The 18,751-nt window shown below is 38.9% G+C and carries 17 protein-coding genes; 2 read left to right on the top strand and 15 right to left on the bottom strand.

The genetic code is table 11. The features are described from left to right. The first annotated feature begins 52 nt into the window (after positions 1-52). Positions 53-820: a LytR/AlgR family response regulator transcription factor gene (locus DUK53_RS08750; protein WP_036130384.1), complete on the top strand. Its 768-nt coding sequence runs from the start codon at positions 53-55 to the stop codon at positions 818-820. Positions 821-1,092: 272 nt separating this feature from the next. Beyond that, entirely contained in the window at positions 1,093-2,115 is a 1,023-nt protein-coding gene (locus DUK53_RS08745; RefSeq protein WP_159106219.1) for a sensor histidine kinase, read from the top strand. Between the two features lie 153 nt (positions 2,116-2,268). Here the strand turns inward: DUK53_RS08745 and DUK53_RS08740 are convergent, their stop codons facing one another. The 15 genes from DUK53_RS08740 to DUK53_RS08670 form a co-directional block, all read right to left on the bottom strand. Then, positions 2,269-4,416 (bottom strand): LPXTG cell wall anchor domain-containing protein, encoded by a 2,148-nt coding sequence (locus DUK53_RS08740; protein WP_161564232.1) that lies wholly within the window; start codon positions 4,414-4,416, stop codon positions 2,269-2,271. A 56-nt stretch (positions 4,417-4,472) separates the two neighbouring features. Continuing rightward, positions 4,473-4,757, bottom strand: coding sequence for a hypothetical protein (locus DUK53_RS08735; RefSeq protein ID WP_036130377.1), 285 nt, complete (start codon positions 4,755-4,757; stop codon positions 4,473-4,475). Between the two features lie 280 nt (positions 4,758-5,037). Continuing rightward, complete coding sequence (locus DUK53_RS08730; protein WP_255410890.1) at positions 5,038-5,739, bottom strand: SDR family NAD(P)-dependent oxidoreductase; 702 nt, start codon at positions 5,737-5,739, stop codon at positions 5,038-5,040. A 338-nt stretch (positions 5,740-6,077) separates the two neighbouring features. Beyond that, the gene (locus DUK53_RS08725; protein WP_036130372.1) at positions 6,078-6,590 is read right to left on the bottom strand and encodes an SH3 domain-containing protein; all 513 of its coding nucleotides are present in this window, start codon (positions 6,588-6,590) and stop codon (positions 6,078-6,080) included. A gap of 25 nt (positions 6,591-6,615) precedes the next feature. Further along, the gene (locus DUK53_RS17485; protein ID WP_052164817.1) at positions 6,616-7,506 is read right to left on the bottom strand and encodes a M15 family metallopeptidase; all 891 of its coding nucleotides are present in this window, start codon (positions 7,504-7,506) and stop codon (positions 6,616-6,618) included. Continuing rightward, a complete protein-coding gene (locus DUK53_RS08715) occupies positions 7,503-7,799 on the bottom strand; it encodes a hypothetical protein (protein ID WP_124892694.1) in 297 nt (98 codons plus the stop codon). Before DUK53_RS08715 ends, DUK53_RS17485 begins: the two co-directional genes overlap by 4 nt. A 20-nt stretch (positions 7,800-7,819) precedes the next feature. Next, on the bottom strand, positions 7,820-8,230 hold the full coding sequence (locus tag DUK53_RS08710) for a hypothetical protein (RefSeq protein WP_036130368.1): 411 nt from the start codon (positions 8,228-8,230) through the stop codon (positions 7,820-7,822). A 2-nt stretch (positions 8,231-8,232) separates the two neighbouring features. After that, on the bottom strand, positions 8,233-8,454 hold the full coding sequence (locus DUK53_RS08705; RefSeq protein ID WP_036130365.1) for a hypothetical protein: 222 nt from the start codon (positions 8,452-8,454) through the stop codon (positions 8,233-8,235). A 34-nt stretch (positions 8,455-8,488) separates the two neighbouring features. After that, a complete protein-coding gene (locus tag DUK53_RS08700; protein WP_077947512.1) occupies positions 8,489-8,647 on the bottom strand; it encodes an XkdX family protein in 159 nt (52 codons plus the stop codon). Next, positions 8,648-9,178, bottom strand: a complete 531-nt coding sequence (locus tag DUK53_RS08695) for a hypothetical protein (RefSeq protein ID WP_052164816.1) — start codon at positions 9,176-9,178, stop codon at positions 8,648-8,650. After that, a complete protein-coding gene (locus DUK53_RS08690) occupies positions 9,175-10,782 on the bottom strand; it encodes a hypothetical protein (protein ID WP_052164815.1) in 1,608 nt (535 codons plus the stop codon). Before DUK53_RS08690 ends, DUK53_RS08695 begins: the two co-directional genes overlap by 4 nt. Then, positions 10,779-11,957, bottom strand: a complete 1,179-nt coding sequence (locus DUK53_RS08685) for a siphovirus ReqiPepy6 Gp37-like family protein (RefSeq protein ID WP_036130364.1) — start codon at positions 11,955-11,957, stop codon at positions 10,779-10,781. The genes DUK53_RS08690 and DUK53_RS08685 overlap by 4 nt, the downstream gene beginning before the upstream one ends. Position 11,958: 1 nt before the next feature. Continuing rightward, positions 11,959-12,951, bottom strand: coding sequence for a hypothetical protein (locus DUK53_RS08680; RefSeq protein ID WP_052164814.1), 993 nt, complete (start codon positions 12,949-12,951; stop codon positions 11,959-11,961). Between the two features lie 11 nt (positions 12,952-12,962). Beyond that, positions 12,963-13,862 carry a phage distal tail protein gene (locus tag DUK53_RS08675; protein WP_124892691.1) on the bottom strand — a complete coding sequence of 300 codons (900 nt, stop codon included), beginning with the start codon at positions 13,860-13,862 and terminating at the stop codon, positions 12,963-12,965. After that, the gene (locus DUK53_RS08670) at positions 13,859-18,715 is read right to left on the bottom strand and encodes a phage tail tape measure protein (protein WP_124892689.1); all 4,857 of its coding nucleotides are present in this window, start codon (positions 18,713-18,715) and stop codon (positions 13,859-13,861) included. The genes DUK53_RS08675 and DUK53_RS08670 overlap by 4 nt, the downstream gene beginning before the upstream one ends. Positions 18,716-18,751 lie beyond the last annotated feature (36 nt).

Raw genomic sequence — 18,751 nt, 5'->3', positions numbered from 1 at the left:
TGTTTAATAAAATACCTTTTGTGCTATAATCAAAGAAAAGGGGGAGTTTACTATGTCGATTAATAAAATATTTATTATTGATGATAACTTTATTCATAGAGATTCGATTAAAAAAGCTGTTATCCAAGTGCTAGGTGACATTAGCCTGACAACTGAAATAGAAGAAATCGATAACATAGTCCCTTTTTTCCAAAATATTTCATCCGACTCTATTACAGATACTGACATCTTTTTTTTAGATATTGATTTAAATACGTATTTTTCAGGGATTGATATTGCAGTTCAACTTCGGGAGTACAATACTAGGTGTTTCATTGTTTTTATTACTAGCCATAAAGAAAAAGCTCTAGAGGCGATACATCGGGGTTGTATTCCTTTTGGTTATATAACGAAAGATGAATTTCAAGCCAAAAACATAAACATGCAAGTCGGAGATATTATTAGGAAAGCAAATACAACAATCCAAGCTCAATTTGATGATACGCTTTTTATCCAAAATGGCCCGGAAGTTAGGAGCTTTATGTTCTCTAGTATTCTTTATTTTGAAACCATTCCAAATAACAGATACAGTACTATGCTTTGGACTATAGAAGGACAGGATTTGTTGACTGGTAGTATAAGCAAATTCAAAGATCATTTTGCAGATAATACAGATTTCTGCACTATTTTTAAGTCTTTTGTTATCAACATCAAGAACATAAAAAAGCTCTCACTCTCAGACAATGAAATCACTTTTATAAATGATCATACATTGCACATCGGGCGAAAACCTTTATTGAAACTAAAAAAATATATACAGGATTACGGAGAAACGTTATGATTTTCTTTTTTATCGTATTACTTTATTTAGCTAATAAGATCTACTGGATAAAATTTATCTATCAATATCGTATTGTAAATTCTCAACAGTATTATACATTACTAACTTGTTTGCTTATATCAGGTGTCATCATGCTATATGATTTTACTAATTATAGGATGTTATTCTTCTGCCAATTTACTATAAACTGCTTACTGGCAATCTTTATCTTCTATAATTTTCGAAATTACTTTTTTGCTATCTTTGTTTCTTTCACACAGTATATTTTAATTATGAGTATTCGTATACCTATAGGCTTCTTTTTGTATTTTCAAGCTGAAAAAAGTAGCTATGCTATTTTGAGTAACACAACTTTATTCATCCTAACGGTGTTGATAATAGAGAACATTATCTATATTTTTGTTTACTTGTTCTTTAAAGATGCTAAATATAAAGAAAGCATAGAATCGCTCGTTGCATATTTTCCACAAAGTAGTCGTTCTATAAACTTCAGCATTACTTTTTCAGTTGTTGCATACATGTATATTCAGTACTATGTATTAGATCTTTTCTCACTTCCTTTTTTTATTGCCTACTTCTGCTTTCTGCTAATTTCAGTTATATGGTTACTTCAAACACTCGGCACGTCGCAAAAAAATCGCTATGCTGTGGAGCGTGAGTTAAACGCTTCTTACATCAATATAGCAGACCAAAATGTAGAGAAGTCTTTGAATATACAGCATGATATAAAGAATTTACTATTCACTATCACCGCTTTTCTTAAAGAAGATAAAACGGAGGAGGCCCTATCTTATATAGCAGAAATCTATACGTATACCCAACATAATACCATCGCTTTTGAGGAAAAGGAGTTAATGAAAATAAAAATACTTCCTATCCGAGAGTTACTATTGAATAAACTGAAATCTGCTCATCTCCATGATATTAGTACCCAATTAATTGTCAATCAACCGGTTTTCAAAATTGATATGAAGCTGTTAGACATGGTTCGAATTATTGGTATCTACTTAGATAATGCTATCGAGTATGCAGCAAATATAGATGATAAAAACCTGGTCGTATCTTTTACACAAGAACAAAATGGGCTAATCATTATAATCGAAAATCCGATAGCTAGCCAGTCTAGCATCAACATTTCACAAATTTTAACAAAGGGTTTTACTACAAAGAAAGAGCATTTAGGACGCGGGTTGTATATCGTTAGTGAATTATCCCAAAAATACAAACATGTAGATTACAGTATTAGCGTTAATGATGGTTGGTTTCAGGCTAGACTAATCACTCATACAAAATAAATTAGTATTCTTCTACAATGGCTTTCGCAGGAGCAACGGTTTCGGGATCACACTTTTTCGTTCTTGTATCAAAGAAGAAAAACTGTGTAGATAATGAACCTAGGATTCATTATCTACACAGTTTATTTTACACTCCGTCAAGAGATTCTTTGCTTACTTTAAACTACCTTTCTCCACGCGCTTATGTCTTCTTATATAAATTGCGGAAAGCACGGTCATAATCCCGGCTAAGATACTAGTAATGACTGAGGCTGAATCCCCTGTAGCTGGCAACTTTTCCTTCCCAATTGTCTCTTTTTGCATACTGGATGAGGGGCTATTGGGTTTAAGAGCAGGCTTTATATCTCCCTGTTTTCCATCTATTTTTACTTCATCTGGATAGCTATTAACTATTTTTTTTGAGGGATCAATTGCTGCTTGATTTACGACTGTTTTCAAGCTTGTTTCTGCTCCATCGCTAAATAGGTTATCCACCGTTTCTTTCGCTTCTGCTTTCTTTGTTTCATCTTCTGTTTGTGCTGTTAGCAGGTTTTGGGCTTTTTCAATTCGCTCTTTGAGCGCTGTTTTTGCCTCACCTTCTGGTAACTTTTCTACTAGCTTCTTCGCTTCTTCAATTGCTGCCTGGTTTACGCCTGGTTTCAAACTTGTTTCTGTTTCATCGCTAAACAGGTTGTCCACCGTTTCTTTCGCTTCTGCTTTCTTTGTTTCATCTTCGGTTTGTGCTGTTAACAGGTTTTGGGCTTTTTCAATTCGCTCTTTGAGTGCTGTTTTGACTTCACCTTCTGGTAACTTTTCTACTAGTTCTTTCGCTTCTTCAATTGCTGCCTGGTTTATGCCTGTTTTCAAACTTGTTTCTGTTTCATCGCTAAACAAGTTGTCCGCCGTTTCTTTCGCTTCTGCTTTCTTTGTTTCATCTTCGGTTTGTCTTGTTAGCAGATTTTGGGCTTTTTCAATTCGCTCTTCAAGCGCTATTTTTGCTTCACCTTCCGGTAACTTTTCTACTAGCCTCTTCGCTTCTTCAATTGCTGCCTGGTTTACGCCTGGTTTCAAACTTGTTTCTGTTTCATCGCTAAACAGGTTGTCCACCGTTTCTTTCGCTTCTGCTTTCTTTGTTTCATCTTCGGTTTGTCTTGTTAGCAGATTTTGAGCTTTTTCAATTCGCTCTTTGAGTGCTGTTTTGACTTCACCTTCTGGTAACTTTTCTACTAGTTCTTTCGCTTCTTCAATTGCTGCCTGGTTTACGCCTGGTTTCAAACTTGTTTCTGTTTCATCGCTAAATAGGTTATCCACCGTTTCTTTCGCTTCTGCTTTCTTTGTTTCATCTTCGGTTTGTGCTGTTAACAGGTTTTGGGCTTTTTCAATTCGCTCTTCCAGCGCTATTTTTGCTTCACCTTCTGGTAACTTTTCTACTAGCTTTTTCGCTTCTTCAATTGCTGCCTGGTTTACGCCTGGTTTCAAACTTGTTTCTGTTTCATCGCTAAACAGGTTGTCCACCGTTTCTTTCGCTTCTGCTTTCTTTGTTTCATCTTCGGTTTGTCTTGTTAGCAGATTTTGGGCTTTTTCAATTCGCTCTTCCAGCGCTATTTTTGCTTCACCTTCCGGTAACTTTTCTACTAGCCTCTTCGCTTCTTCAATTGCTACCTGATTTACGCCTGGTTTCAAACTTGTTTCTGTTTCATCGCTAAACAGGTTATCCACTGCTTCTTTCGCTTCTGCTTGTAGCTCTACTAATTTTATTTCAAATAAATCCTGCGCTGTTGCAATACGATTCAATAATGTTGTTTTTATCTCTCTATCAGGTAGTGCCTCTACTAATTCCCTTGCTTCATCGATATCTACTTGCTCTATTCCTTCGTTCAATTCTGTGTCTGTTATGTCTACAAACAGCCTCGCTACTGCATCTTCACCATTATCAAGTACAATCGTTCTATCCTCATACAACGTTCCATCGACATTCACTTCAACCCTGATTGGGATTCCAGCCTCTGACAGCCATGACGCCATATCTTGACTTTCCCAAAGACCATGTTCATTTACAATAGGTTTATTAGCAAGTCTGTACTCACTTCCTAATACAAGCAAGAAGATGGTTACTTCACTACCAACAGGCCCTTGCCCTTTAATAATTTTATCACCTTGGACAATAGTTGATATTTTAAATTCATCTGTGATTTCTGCTGCTTCCGCAAATTTATTTGTAAAATTCAAAGGAGTTTGTACTATTGTATTAGAAGATGAGACAATTCCAGTTACTAGTGTAGCACCTACCAGAAATTTCTTAACTAAATTTTTTTCACCCATATAAAATTCCTCCATTCGTATTCCATACATTGCTTAAAATTAGACTATATGTTCACTCATTTTATATTTATATTAGTTGTATCACGTGGATACTTATAAGGATCTAAGCTATCCTCTAACTTGCTGACCAATAATTTACTATTGATATCCAAAATAATTATATTGACTAGTTCTCCAACTGGGGATGTAGTATTTAAATCTAACTTGTCATCTGCTCGATTTTCAGCGGGTTGCACAATATTAGGGCTTGCAAAAACTTGTACTGGTGTAATAATTGCTGTCAAAGTCACTACCGCGATTGCCGTTAACTTCCCAAATTTCTTTAAACTATCTTTTATCAAAAAAACCATCTCCTACTTCATTTATTTTAAAATAAGGATTTGTTATTTGCCTTAGCTGTTTTCTGAATCGCTATTACATAAATAATTATAGTATATTCCTTCTTTCAAATTTGTCCTTTCCTGGTGTTAATTGTTCCTTTGATGTCATTTCTATATGTAGCTTTTCTGTTATTCTTACCAATGTTTTAGCAGTACAACCAAAAAAGAACCCATTGATAATGCCCACTTTGGCAATTAAAAACAGGTTCTTAATATAATATTTTTCTTACTGTAGTTAAATTTAGAACAAGCCACCATTATAATCAGCAGTTTTACCATTGAAATTAATAATCTCGCTATTATGATTTTTACCATCGAAAATGATATCGGTAATTAGTTTCCCAGCTTCCGGAACTGTCTTCATGAAATCGCCTGTCATGTTGCCGTTCAGGTCTGTCGTTACTCCACCGGGCATGATTCCAAAGATTTCGAGTGATTTTTCTGCGGTTATAAAATTCTGTGCAAAGCTTTGCATCATGGCATTCAGTGCCGCTTTACTTGTCTTGTATGCGAACGGGTTGAAGAAGTCGGACATGCCAATCGGTATCGTGATGTTTAAAATTCGTCCGTTGTTTGCTTCAAGCGTTGGTAGGAGTTGTTGCGTTAAGTCGAACGTACCGAAAACATTGGTTTCCATGACTTCTCTTAGCTCGTTTACCGTGAATTCGGAACCTGGCTTTCTCATGTCACCGGGAATTGCGGCGTTATTAATGAGCATCGCGAGGTCTGGATGTTCTGATTTAATCGTGTTTACCGCCGCCGAAATCGTTTCGTGATTCTGTAAATCAATGTTTACGTATGTTGCGTCAATGCCTTTCGTTTTGAGCTCATCAGTCGCTGCAAGTCCACGGCTCGCGTCACGCGCACCTAGCAAAATCGTCCAGCCGTTTTCCCCCATCTGATACGCGATTTCTTTACCAATTCCTTTGTTTGCACCTGTGATAAAAAATCCAATCGAGAGCTTCCTACTATTAATATTGCGCGAACGACTACATCATGCCGCCCATTTAACAACCTTCTACACCGCTATATATCAAGCTACTTCACAAAAATAAATATCCTGATTTTCTAGTTCTTTCTATAATATTGTCTATTCGTACCTATTTTAATTTATTTTTCAAATGTGGGCGAAATGTGGGCATGTTATGTATAACACCGATCAGCACACGACCGGTGTTTTTGTCTCATTGTCAGCAAATGCTTCGGGATGAGAACAAACGTATTATATCAGAAATGTAAAAAATAAAAAAGCCCTCGAAATTAATCGAAGGCCTAGTTGGTTTATAGCGTTGAAAACTGCGCAAGCGAATCGTAACCAAAACCGTCAACTCGAATAACGTATTTGGAATTAACATAGCCTTCCCAATTCCAATATCCTGCGCGGTTATAAGCAATCGGGTACCAGCCGTTTTTCATCGCACCGGTGTTTACGCGGATCACTTCGTTATTAGCTAGCGTTGTAATGACTTTCCCGCTTGTATTCGGTTGAGCTCGTAAGTTTAGCGCCCCTGATGTTACTACGGCGGCACACCATGTATTTATTTTAGCTGGCGCAAGGTAGTAGGTAGTATTTAGATATCCTTTTACATTCCGATATACTACTTGTTGTGTTACTGTATCATACTTAACGACCGAACCTCTATAAATATACCCTACAATCGTACCGCGCGCATTATGCTTACTATATACATTCTGTTTTTGTATCACAACCTCTTTCATAATTGCTGCCTGCGTTGTTGCCGGAACCGCGAAAAATAGTAGACTTGCTAATAGAACTAACATGATTTTTTTCATTTTATAAAACTCCCTTTTCTCCATTTTATTTTTTCTTTAGATATAGATTGTTAACCGGAATATAGCCAACCACACCGCCAGATAACACAACTTTGTACCATTTGTTCACCTGTCCAATAACACGAACCACATCACCTTTTTTACGTGATTGCACAACTTTCGTATTCCAATCTTGCCCGGCTCTAAAATTTAGCCCCGTCTGACACACGTATTCAAAGCACGGATCTTTATCAAACCAATACGCATCAAACGCGGCAGAGAACCAGCCTTCTTTTTCACCCCAAATAATTTTAACGAATCCATTTTTGGTTTGGTCGTAATCGATAACCGCGGTATATGTGTAAGGCAAATTAAAAGCGACTTTTGAATTCCAGTCGCCGCCCGTTCTGATATTCAAGCCTTTAGGCTCCTTCACCCACACGCGTTTTGTGCCTTTTTTCTTACCAGCGGAGCTATTTGGAATAGCTGGCAAAGTCGGCTTTTTAGCCCCTCCTGCTTTATCGTATAACTCGAAATGTGGATAATCCTTAAAACTTGTCCAATCACCGCCCCATTTGAACCCAACTGTTTTCGCAATTGCTACGACACGTAACCAGCGCTTAGAAGTAGTTTCCCATACAACATTTTTACCGTCAGCCGTGTACAAACAGAGGTCAACCGCTACACCGTAATTGTGGTTTGATTGGCCACCTCTAGCATTTGTAACAATCTGACCCGGTTTAGTTCTACCTTGCGCATAAAGTGCATCTTGCTCCGCTTTTGAGCGGAAACACGGATTAACGACGCAAATATAGATACCCTCCTCATGCGCTTTTTGAATTACGTACCTCGTGCGTTCCGCTAAATCTTTTTCAACACCCGATACATTTAAACGTGAGTTTGCTTTTTCGATAAGCCAGTTTAATGTTAATGTCATTTTTCATCATCCTTTTCAATTTTATTTTCTTGCTCATCTTCCTTTTCAATCTCATAAAGTTTGCCTTTTTCGATTAGTTCCGCTTGCCTCTTCCCGTTTTTAAATAGGAAGGTATTTTTAAATGTCGGATATACGGTACCTCCAAATGCGACGATAGCAACAACTAGTGGAACAAAAGCGCTAATACTATCCACCGTAAGCCAATCAAAAGAAATATTCAGCGTCAAGAAAAAGCTATACAACCCCATTAGTACACCGGTTAACTGTACAGCCCATTGCTTCGATTTATTCATTTCATCACCGCCTTTCAATCTTAGAATCTCTTAATAATCGTTTGTATCAAACCCATGATGACAATTGTTGCAAATCCAATGATGATACCGGGTAAAACGCTAGGGAAATCAACCAGAAATATCGCCGCAAAAAACGCTGAGATAACGGCAGCCATTAGTAGTCCTAACATCCGCATAAACAGACCAAGCCTAATTTGCCATTTGGCTTGAATAAGCGTACCTACACCAACAAGCACTGTCATAATAAGAAAAATAAATGCCCAGGCGTATTCAGGTATGAAATCCGCTAATATTCCGTATGCGCTCGATGCCTTATCGTCAAACAAATACGGATTGTAAAGTAATGCGACTGTTTCATAAGCGCCAAAAACCGTAACCCCACTTTCGATTACGGCAATTCCTTTAAATTCGACTGTCTTTTTAAATGGCATTTTCAAAACCCCCTTGTAATCAAGAAAGTAAGGATTCCTACTACAAGAGACGCTAGGGCGCCTATGATAACGTTTAAACTCATTTTCCTGTCTTTATCGCGCTCCTTGACAAAATCCTCGACTTTTTGTTCTGATTTTTGCAACTCAAGCTTCAAATCTTCTACTTCTTTTTTTAAGCTTTCATGTTCCCATCGTGGTACTGGCTCTGTCATGTCTTTAGGCATCCCGTCACCTTCTTTCTTTCCATAAAAAATACGCCTATTCGGCGCTTTCTTCTGATTCCAACGATTGCTTGGAAGCAATAATTTCATCGGCTTCTTGTTGTGTAATTTTTTTCAGTGTTACAAATTTTTGTACGTCTATTTCGTTATAATTCCCGTTTAAGAAGAACCCCTGTACTTTCGCTTTCCAGTCCATTTACATCACCTCCGCAATCAATAAAAGCATATCTGCATTATCCTGCATGGATTGTTCAAATTTGAAATCTAGTTCCGCGATATGCATCAGCTGATCTGCGTTGTCTTGCGATAACAACTCCGTTTCACTCGGTGTAGGTGGAACCATTTCAGGCGTTTCGCCATTTACCCATTTATTCTTTTTATTATCCCAAATCGCTTCGTTAGAGGGGCTAGGAGCTGGTTCCCATGTACAACTTGATGGCAATGTGAAAATCTCTTTTGTTTGCACATCGGGTATATTAGTCGGTTCCATCAAAACCATCTCTTTCACAGTGCCTTTTTCTACACCTTCATCGAGGTTTTCAGAAAGATTCTCATGTTCAATCTCAACTTCTTGAAGCGGGAATAATTCTTTTTGATGAATGCTAGCTTTAAAACTATCATCAAACTCTTTGCCGTCATCTGTGACGTATATGAAAGTTGGAAACACTATATTATCTCTAACAAATACCTTTTTTTCATCATATTCATAAGCAATCTTAAAGCTCATGCTGCCACCTCTTTCGTAAGATAAATTATGCTAGCGAGTGATACGGCCGCTGTTGTACTTCCGATTGCAACCGCCTCAATGTTCCCGTTAACCGGATTTACATACAGATTACTTTGATTCGCCGCCACACTAGATTGCTGCGCCCCTGGGAAGGCTGTTTGATAGACCTCATCTGGCAAGAAAGTTGTTGGCATGGTCGCTACAACGCCAGTAGCAGCGGTTACCCATCCTTTGAGCCAAACCAGATAACGATTACCTAGTTTTATAGCCACATAGCCCACTACACTACCGTTTTGCGCTGTAAAGCCATTTTTCAAAGTCAGCGGTATAGTCGGACTATTAAAACTAGCTTTAAATGCATCTATCTTCGCTTGCGAGCTTAAAACGGTTTCAATATCATTGCCGAATAGTGACATGATTTTTGATCTGTTATCTATAAAAAGACCGTTTGCCTTTAACCAAGGCGAAGCTCCAAATCCCATATACATAGAATTAACTGTTTTACCAACACCTGAAATCCCAAATTCAGATAATCTATCACCAGACCGCGCTCCGATTCCTCTTGCCCATGACTGTGTATCAGTAATATTGCTAGCATCATAAAAAATAGCTGGATTTATTTTTCCTATATCAAAAGACAATGTTCCATTAATTTCAGGATCACCCTTAATCCACGCTTTCTCCCCACTTCTACCAAATTCTAATGCACTTTTCAAATTAGTTGTATTAGATGCTGTTTTTTCTATTCCGTTTATTACAGATTTAGAGCGGTTAACATCCAATGGCGCAACACCAGTCGCATATGTTGTACTCGGTGTAATTGGATTCATAAAGAAATCGCCATTACTTACTATCGCGGTTTCTCCTACGACAATATCAACGTAACTCCCCCAATGTCCCGTATACCCGATATACATCCTCACCACCGTACCAGCTACTTGCGCTCCGATGTAATGCCTTAAATACCCATATGAGATAGTGTACGCCGATTCAGCCGTATTATTAAGCGTGCCAGTCGCTGTATCGCCAGTCTTTTTCAATGCAAGATTAGATTCAATGAGAACCTTATTAGCATTAGCTAATGCCGTAGAGGCTGCCACTTGCTCATTTATACCGTTCTGTTTGTTGATTAGTTCATTTACATTATTAACGAGCGTATCAGCCTCATTTTTCACCTTATTTACATCCGATTGAAGACCAGCGAATACTTCTTCAAAGTATTCTAAAGTGACAGTGTTCACGACATCACCCACGACAGCATTTAGATTCTGATTGAATTTGATTCGTGTATACCCGCTATCCGGAAATATTCGTAGATTCCCTTCCTCTACGATATGGACCTCAATATATATAGTTCCAACTCCAATCAAATCGACTTCATTAGCGTCGATTGAAAAGAATAGCTCGCCATCACGAGTTCCTTTTTCTATTTCACTATTGTACTTGTCTATTAATCTACCCGTTTTATTTCCAAAAATTATTGTCACGTCTTGCCCTTTCCAAACAAGTGCTTTACCGTTTGATTCAATTAATCGTAAGCCTATAACCGTCCCTGTATCTTGTTGTTTAATATTTGATTGCCCATCAATTATTTCGATTTTCATCTAATCACCTCATCTCTTTCATTGAATTTTGCTTTGATTTTTTCAGTAAGTGTAGCTTGATCTTTGCCAAAAAGCGGAGTCACTGTATAACCGGTATGGTCCCAAACCTCTGTAACTTTTGTAATAGGAGTGTTCATTGTCACACCCCAGCTTTTTTTCTGAACTGTTACAATATCACCTAAAAAATAATCGATATTATAACGATAACCTTCGACATCAAAGACTTCCGCGACTAACTTGTTTATTTTTGAGTTCTCGGAAAGTTTACGTTGTCCACGTTGTTCGAGTGTTTCGCCATTCGCTCCTGTCGCCTCTTCATCTTCTTCTGCATCCTCATCCGTTTGTACATCTCGTGCATCAATAAATATTTCGCGGCGAGAAAGCCCTGTTATGTCGCTTGTATTTGATGTGAAAATAAACTCTCTTTCCTCGGCCTCACCTTCACCGGCAACAATCGCATAGTTTTTATACTCAGCGTTACTTGACGTATAGTCAAAACTGCTTATATTATCACGTTCATCAGAAAAAACAATTGGTTTATTTGCATTTTGGGCAATCGATCTATCTGTTCCTACATAAAAATCAAATAGCCGCTTTCCTGATTTAAAATCAATAAAACAGCGCCACCCAACTCCGTTTGTTTCCGCAATAGAAAGCAACTCTTCATCTAGCTTTTTGTATCTTGTTTTCTTAAAGATGACAGGTCCTAAGCTTTTTTTATCCGGCAAAATAAACTGATTAATGTTTCTGTTTTTATCATCAGCATTAATCATATTTTTATCGATAAGATGATGCATTACATTAGAGGCTGTATCTGTTATTTCATCGTAAAGCAGCCCTTCTTCATCCTCTTCGCCGGTTAGCGGTGGGTAAGTCACCCTTGAATCTGTTCGGCCATTCAACGTACGTCCAGATATTACCCATTTTTCCACACCGTCATCATCATGAGAAACAATTCTAGTGTTTATTTCGCCGCACTTTTTGTTATCTCCAGCAATAATAATCAGATTATCTTCAATTAGAAACTCAGTTCCTGGAGAATCTATTTTTATGTGTAGTTCAAATCTCCCTATTTCTGAAAAACAATCTTCAAATTCAAGGGATTCGTAGGCATCTATTTCGGCTAACCACGTTAAATCCGGACTATAAAGCTTTATTTCCGCTCTAACATCCATGTTACTGTACCTTAGTAAATTTTAGTCTAGTCTGGTCAACAGACACATTTTTAGTGAAGTCGTAGCCCATCATCTTCAATTTCACCCTATCACCCTTGTTCAGCATAATAAAGTTACTTCCTTGCATGTGATTAACATTAATATCAGCTATCCCAATTTTATAATCTGTATCTGGAGGCGCCACATCATTTACATAGATTTTCAGATATACTATGTGTGGAGGTGCTAGGTCTGTGTATTTTAAGACGATATAGAAGTTAAAAAGATATAGGCCGGCTTCCTGTACTTCTATATAGCCATTATTGTAAATTGAGTTTCGATTAATAACTGGGCTTCCTAATTTCACGTCTTGCCAGTTATCTCGTGTTTTATCTAATATCCATGCTGTTGTGTTCCGAAATTCCAGATAAGGGCTGTTCGTTACACTGAAAATACCGTTTTCGGTAACGCTAATCCCGCGGTAAATATTATGAATAGGTAAATAACCGCAAACTTCCTGATTGCTCCGCTCATCGATGACATCCGCAACTGCGATATAACTACGACCCTTAACTATTTTCACTTGTGCAATACTGATTTCTTGAATATTCGTGTCATCTTGTATTGCTGGCGCTACGGGAACAGTAGCCGCTGTTCCTTGTTTAACAAAAGCTTTGATAGACCTTTCTTCCACGTCCGTATTCAATCTGATAACAACCCTATCTATTCGGTCTAAGGTTGGATGTGCCGGCTCATGTGTCAGTTGAAGAGCTGCATCATTAATGTAAAGACGGCCGTCAATAAACGCGGAGCCATCGCTGACCGTCGTTATCATGTTAGATCCATTTGCACTTACCGTTAAAGCTCCGCCCCTAAAACGGCCGACTCCAGTTCCAATTTTCAAAACATCAAGATTTGAACCAGTCACTTCTTGAATTAGAGCCGCGAAATCTTCTGCATGATACTCTCTTTTATCGTTACCGTGACTATTAAAGAAAAAATATTTTTCAGCCATAAAATCACCCCTCAAATCGCTATATACTTTTGTTTCCATTTAACTAGCGCAACGGCTTTGCCTGTCCCACTACTTGCGTTATATTTAATGATATTGTCGCCCAGTTGCAATGAAAAGAACTCACTACCTAAATCGAGCCAGGACATTACATCGCGCCTTGTTCCATCGTCAGATTGTATTATTGAACGTTTATGACCACGCTCTGTGAATATAATCCATGTCTCGCTTTCTAACAAAACATGATTTAACTGCATATATTGCCCTGTTGTGGCGTTCTCAATCCGTGGCACAGTAGACGGCCCTCGGAGTTCCGCCGTTATCGGCGTTGCGGCATGTCCCATATTAACAATAGTTTCTTGTGCGCCTTGCTCTCCGAAGACAACCGGGAACTCAAAAGAAAATGAAAAGGACTCATCAAAAGCTTTTAGAATAACTTCCTTGGCCTGTTCGTCAGTCCAATACGGATCATTAGCAATTAATGTTATATTTGTTAGTTGTCCATGATATTCTTTTGCATCCGATGCTTGATAAGTTGGTACATGGTCCGCAGAAGCTAGAATTTTATGCCTAACCTCTTGCTCTTCATAAATAACTTCCAAGTTGCCATGAACCGGATTGATAACTTGAGCTAATAACTTTCGTAGTTCCCCGATTTCTTCTGTATTTTCTGACGTTTTCATGAACCCTCTTATGCTTAACTCTCGTTCCTCTAACTGACTTGATAAATAATTAGTGCCCGCTTGATTCGGGCTTTTCGAAGTGTTTCGCGTTGCTTCTACCTCACCAAGCCCATCAAACGAGAGCACGTAAAAAGGAGCGTCAGGACGCCCTTCCGTTTCATATACGTGCTCCACATAATCGCAAAATACAATTTCTTTTTTTAGAACAGGATTGTAAATAATTATTTTCATAGCGCTAATCCCGCCTCCTGCAATGCTTGTTTAGTCTTTCTCTTCACTTCGGCAGGTCGAGTCGTTGTTGTGTAGAAGTTTTGTGTCACATCTACATTATTAACTTCTCCTCCACCATCTTCATTAACAAACTTGCTTGTATCAACGTCGCTACCTACATCCTTGATGCTAGGCAAATCATTTAGTACCGGCACCAGCTCCAATTCTGCTTTCAAATCGAAACTTGTTACTTGATCTATTACACCTGATACAAGTGTTTGAGCAGATTTATACGCAACTGCCGCTTTCTTTTGAATGCCTGCCGCAAGCCCCATCGAAACAAAGGCTCCTAAACTCGACATAACGCGCGATGGTGAATGTATCTGCAAACTCTTTTTAACAGCTTTGGCAATATTATTACCGATCTGTGTAGCCGCCTTATCCAAAGCAACCTGTTGACTTTGTAACCCTTTAATAATCCCTTTAGCTGCGTTAATGCCTGCGCTATACATCGAATCTGCGGCCGCTTTACCCATGGCATTACTTGCCGATGCGATTTGTTTTTGGGTGCTGTTAATAGCGCTTATTGTAGCTGAATCGGAATTGGCAAGAGCTTTTGCGTATGCGGAACCTTGGTCGACACCTGAGTTTAAGATGTCTTCAATAATCCCCTTGTCCACACCTTTCTTGCGCAAATTAGCGATATTTGTAGAAAAGTCTTGTATCGCTTTTAACCGAGCCTGCAACTGATCCTTGATGGTAGTGGCACTGAACTTCCTCTTAGAACTATCTATAGAGGTAATCGAAGCAAAATCCATCATCTTGTTAGATATATCAGTAGCGTATTTCTTACTTTCAGCAACAAGATCGCTAAGCTGTGTATTAGCCGTCTTTAACTTAGCTACGACTGTATCACGTTGCTTAGCAATAACATCCAACTTGGCCGTTTGTTGTTTTAGATAGGACTGTATTTTCTGTAATCCAATAGCCTGCATCGCTGATTTCTTATCTACGGCCAATGATGAAACTTTATTCTTAGTCGTTGCGATCCGATTATTCAACATCTTAATTTGGTTATTATAACCGGTCATTTGTTTGTTAGCAGCCGCTATCTGCTTAGAAATACTCGACTTTTCTTTCTTAGGTGCTTTGTTCATAGCTTTGTTAAGGCTAGCGATTTTACTAACGGTTTGGGCGCGCTTCGAAACTAACGCGCTCATTTGAGTTTGTTGATTCTGTAGAGTTTTCATCGTTGCATCTAACTGCTTGTTCTTAGATGTTTTTGCGGTTAATCCAGTTTGAATAGCATCTGAAACTTTCTTGGCCAATGTAGCAGAAGTTTTTGCAACTTGGCTTTGGGTCCCTTTAATACCATTCATCAGGCCTTGCCCAACGAATTGGCCGATATCATACATAACTCTCGATGGAGAATGTATATCAAGAACGCCGCGAATCTTACTCTTGATTGAATCACCAATGCTCGCGACTTTTTCAACAACTTTACCGGCCATATCGCTAATTCCATTTAATAGCCCCTGGATAATATTCTTACCGATTTCCGTAAGATCAATAGATGCCAACGGATCCTTAATAAAGTTTTTAATAGCTTCGAAAGCCGCCTTGGTATTACTTTTCAGTTCTTCCCATTTAGCAATTGCTTGAGCTATCATACTGGCAACAAACTGTATTACCGAGCTTTTAATATTACTCCAAGTACTCGTAACAGCAGATTTAATGCTATTCCCAGTGTTGACGACTGAATTTTTCAGCTGTACGAATTTAGAGATAACACCAGTAATCAATCCAACAGCTAAATTTACTATGGAAGTTTTTAATCTGGTCCAAGATGCGACTGCCCCCGCAACTAGTGCGGAAATTGTATTAGATACGCTTGTTTTTAAGTTCGCCCATGCCGTCGCAACTCCTGCGGCTAATGATGCTACCGTCGCAATAACAGATGCCTTAAGAGCATTCCAAGTGTTGATTGCAAAGCTCTTCACTGCGTTAAACGCCGCTATTGTTGTTGATTTCAGTGTGTTCCAAGCCATCGTAACTACACCTACAAGAGCGGTCACAACCCCCGAAATATAACCTTTCAATCCATTCCAAATTTGGCTAGCAGCATCTTTAATATTGCTCCAAATTGCAGACATATCATTTTTAAGAGCCTCTAAATCACCTGTTACTAGATCAACAATTAATAAAACGACACCGAGAATAACGTTTTTAATAATATTCCATATTCCTGCTGCGATTGTTGATATACCAGTCCACATCATCGTTAGACCGTCTCTCATGCTCTGCCAAATCGCGGTAAACACAATAACAAACGGTGTAACAATTGCCATGATACCATTTACAATTCCAGACCATAGCGTTTGTGCAACGACTTGTATTCCGGTCCACAAACTCACGAAAAATGTAGCGATACCAGTCCATAAATTAGTAAAGAATGAACTAATCGAACTCCAAATACTAGAACTGTCAGATTGGATTCCTCCCCACAAATTAGAGAAGAAAGAAGCGATAGGGTTCCAAATATTCAACGCTGTTTGCTTAATAGATTCCCATATGCTAGCTAATCCACTAACAATCGAAGTCCAAATTTTGATTGCTTCGTTTTTCATCGAATTCCACGAATCAATGAAATATTGCTTAATGACATTCCAAATTGATTTACCGATTTGATCTAGTGCATTCCATGTAGTTTCAAAGATTTTTCTTACGGCCGAACCTGCGCCAGTAAAGATTTGTTTAATACCTTCCCACATCTTACTGAAATCGCCTGTGAATAGACCAATAAAAACTTTCGCTATTCCTAAAGTTACGTCTAATGCACCTTCTAAAATAGCGATAATAATATTCCAAACCGATTTTGTGATAGTTGCAATAACATTCCACGTCTCAGTGAAGATAGCTTTGATTGTCCCCCAATGATCCTTGATGTAATTCACAATAGGGATTACAACGGCAGCTATTATAGCGGCTATCGTCTTCCAGACAACATTGACTATTTTCATAATCTGAGCGCCATTCTCGTTCCAGAATTGTTTTATTTTATCCAAGCTTTTCCCAACAAATCCAGATATTTGAGACATTACACCAGAAATAAGAAAATATACTTTGTTGTAAGATGATGTTACGAAATTTGCGATGGACTGCCCATACTTGTCCCAAAATTTAAGAACTAAATTCAAACCGCCGATGATAACTTTGTTAATTCCAATAAAGACGTCTCCAACGATCCTAATCAAGTCATATAAAATCGAGCCAAATTTTGAAATAGCAGACGTCACAGCGCTGATAAAATCGCCTTTCATAAATCCTGTCATCATGAAGAATGAATTTTGTATTTTGATAGCAATCAACTTTACAGTCGCGCCCATAATTTTAAATTGTGCAGCTATTACCTTTACAGTGCTAGAAATAAGCTTGCCTGTTGGTGCAAAAGCGCTATTAATTGCCTCTCTAAACCACGCGACTTTTTTGTAAGCAATAATTAGGCCCGCGCCGATTGCAGTAATTGCCGCAACCGCTATAGTAACCGGACTCACTAATGCACCAAAAACAACACCTAAAGCCGCAATAACTGGTGTCGCGGCGGCCGCAATTCCTCCTGCTGCTGTAATGCTGATAATGAGCGGTCCGAACATCGCTAAAGCTAAACCTAATATGGCTATCACACCAGTTACAGCCGCAGTTATCACTGCCCCCCAAACAACCATTTTACGGGCTGTTGGGCTCATTTTGTTGATTCCTTCAACGATATTACCAATCCAAGTTGCTGCTTTCGCAATGGCTGGCGCCAGCACTTCGGAAATCAAAATAGCAGCGGACTCGAAAGCCCCCTGCATGTTTTCTATTGCTCGACCAAGAACTGACATTGATTTACTCGCCATGTCTTTTGCCGCGCCGCCACTGTTCCGAAGTGATTCTGCCAATGCGTCTAACTTGCCTGGGCCAGCCTTGGCTATCGATAGCATACCAGTCATGGCCTCTTTACCAAAAATAGTTTCAAAAGTTGCACCACGCTGAACTTCGCCCATATTCTTTGTTTTACCGCTGATGTCATCTATAATATCACCTAAAGGACGCATATTTCCTTGCGAATCAGCGATACTAACCCCTAACGAATTGAGAGTTTTCGCAGCTTTATCAGATGGGTTTACGAGAGAAGAAAGCGCACTACGAAGCGTAGTACCAGCTTGTTCCCCTTTCATACCTGCATTTGTCATAATTTCAGTTGCCGCGGCAGTCTCTTCCAATGAAACTCCGAGAGACTGCGCAACTGGCGCCGCATATTTGAACGCATAAGCTAAATCACTAACGCTAGCATTTGAATCATTAGCCGCTTGTGCCATGACATCAGCAACGTGGGCGGAATCTTTAGCCTCTAAACCAAAACCGTTCAGCGCTGAGGTTATGGCCTCTGTTACCATTACCATGTCTTCGCCCGATGCTTCAACCGCAGAAATAACACCAGGTGTTGCAGCTAGAATTTGGTTTGTGTTTAAGCCAGCCGCCGCCATCGTTTCCTGCGCCTCTGCGATGTCGGTAGCTGATTTAGTTGTTTTTGCACCTAAATCTATTGCTTGATCTCTTAGCTTCTTAAATTCAGAGGCTGAGGCACCAGATATAGCATTCACGCGTGCCATTTGATTTTCAAAAGTTAAACCGGCTTTTACTGATGCCGCAAGCCCCGCTGTTATACCTAATGATACAGCTCCAAATCCTTTGGCAATATTCATTCCAACACTGCTGACTGTACTACTTATCGCACCTGTTTTACTCTGCACTGTTTGTTGCGCCGCTGACATCTTTGCATTCAATTCGGATATATCAGCGCCTATAACGACTTGCATCTTTTCAATCAAATCCGCACCCCCTTTCTTGATATTTGAGGGTTTTCA

The organism is Listeria sp. SHR_NRA_18, from assembly GCF_003856515.1.
GTDB classification, from domain to species: Bacteria; Bacillota; Bacilli; order Lactobacillales; family Listeriaceae; genus Listeria_A; species Listeria_A newyorkensis.
The sequence above is the reverse complement of the archived record's forward strand: the minus strand, read 5'-3'. Positions and strand labels throughout refer to the sequence as shown.

Excerpts from the sequence above, each read along its gene's own strand:
- DUK53_RS08750 (WP_036130384.1), top strand. The coding sequence starts at position 53 with ATGTCGATTAATAAAATATTTATTATTGATGATAACTTTATTCATAGA.
- DUK53_RS08710 (WP_036130368.1), bottom strand. The coding sequence starts at position 8,230 with ATGCCATTTAAAAAGACAGTCGAATTTAAAGGAATTGCCGTAATCGAA.
- DUK53_RS08685 (WP_036130364.1), bottom strand. The coding sequence starts at position 11,957 with ATGGATGTTAGAGCGGAAATAAAGCTTTATAGTCCGGATTTAACGTGG.
- DUK53_RS08705 (WP_036130365.1), bottom strand. The coding sequence starts at position 8,454 with ATGCCTAAAGACATGACAGAGCCAGTACCACGATGGGAACATGAAAGC.
- DUK53_RS08715 (WP_124892694.1), bottom strand. The coding sequence starts at position 7,799 with ATGAATAAATCGAAGCAATGGGCTGTACAGTTAACCGGTGTACTAATG.
- DUK53_RS08690 (WP_052164815.1), bottom strand. The coding sequence starts at position 10,782 with ATGAAAATCGAAATAATTGATGGGCAATCAAATATTAAACAACAAGAT.
- DUK53_RS08740 (WP_161564232.1), bottom strand. The coding sequence starts at position 4,416 with ATGGGTGAAAAAAATTTAGTTAAGAAATTTCTGGTAGGTGCTACACTA.
- DUK53_RS08695 (WP_052164816.1), bottom strand. The coding sequence starts at position 9,178 with ATGAGCTTTAAGATTGCTTATGAATATGATGAAAAAAAGGTATTTGTT.
- DUK53_RS08725 (WP_036130372.1), bottom strand. The coding sequence starts at position 6,590 with ATGAAAAAAATCATGTTAGTTCTATTAGCAAGTCTACTATTTTTCGCG.
- DUK53_RS08700 (WP_077947512.1), bottom strand. The coding sequence starts at position 8,647 with ATGGACTGGAAAGCGAAAGTACAGGGGTTCTTCTTAAACGGGAATTAT.
- DUK53_RS08745 (WP_159106219.1), top strand. The coding sequence starts at position 1,093 with ATGAGTATTCGTATACCTATAGGCTTCTTTTTGTATTTTCAAGCTGAA.
- DUK53_RS08680 (WP_052164814.1), bottom strand. The coding sequence starts at position 12,951 with ATGGCTGAAAAATATTTTTTCTTTAATAGTCACGGTAACGATAAAAGA.
- DUK53_RS17485 (WP_052164817.1), bottom strand. The coding sequence starts at position 7,506 with ATGACATTAACATTAAACTGGCTTATCGAAAAAGCAAACTCACGTTTA.
- DUK53_RS08675 (WP_124892691.1), bottom strand. The coding sequence starts at position 13,862 with ATGAAAATAATTATTTACAATCCTGTTCTAAAAAAAGAAATTGTATTT.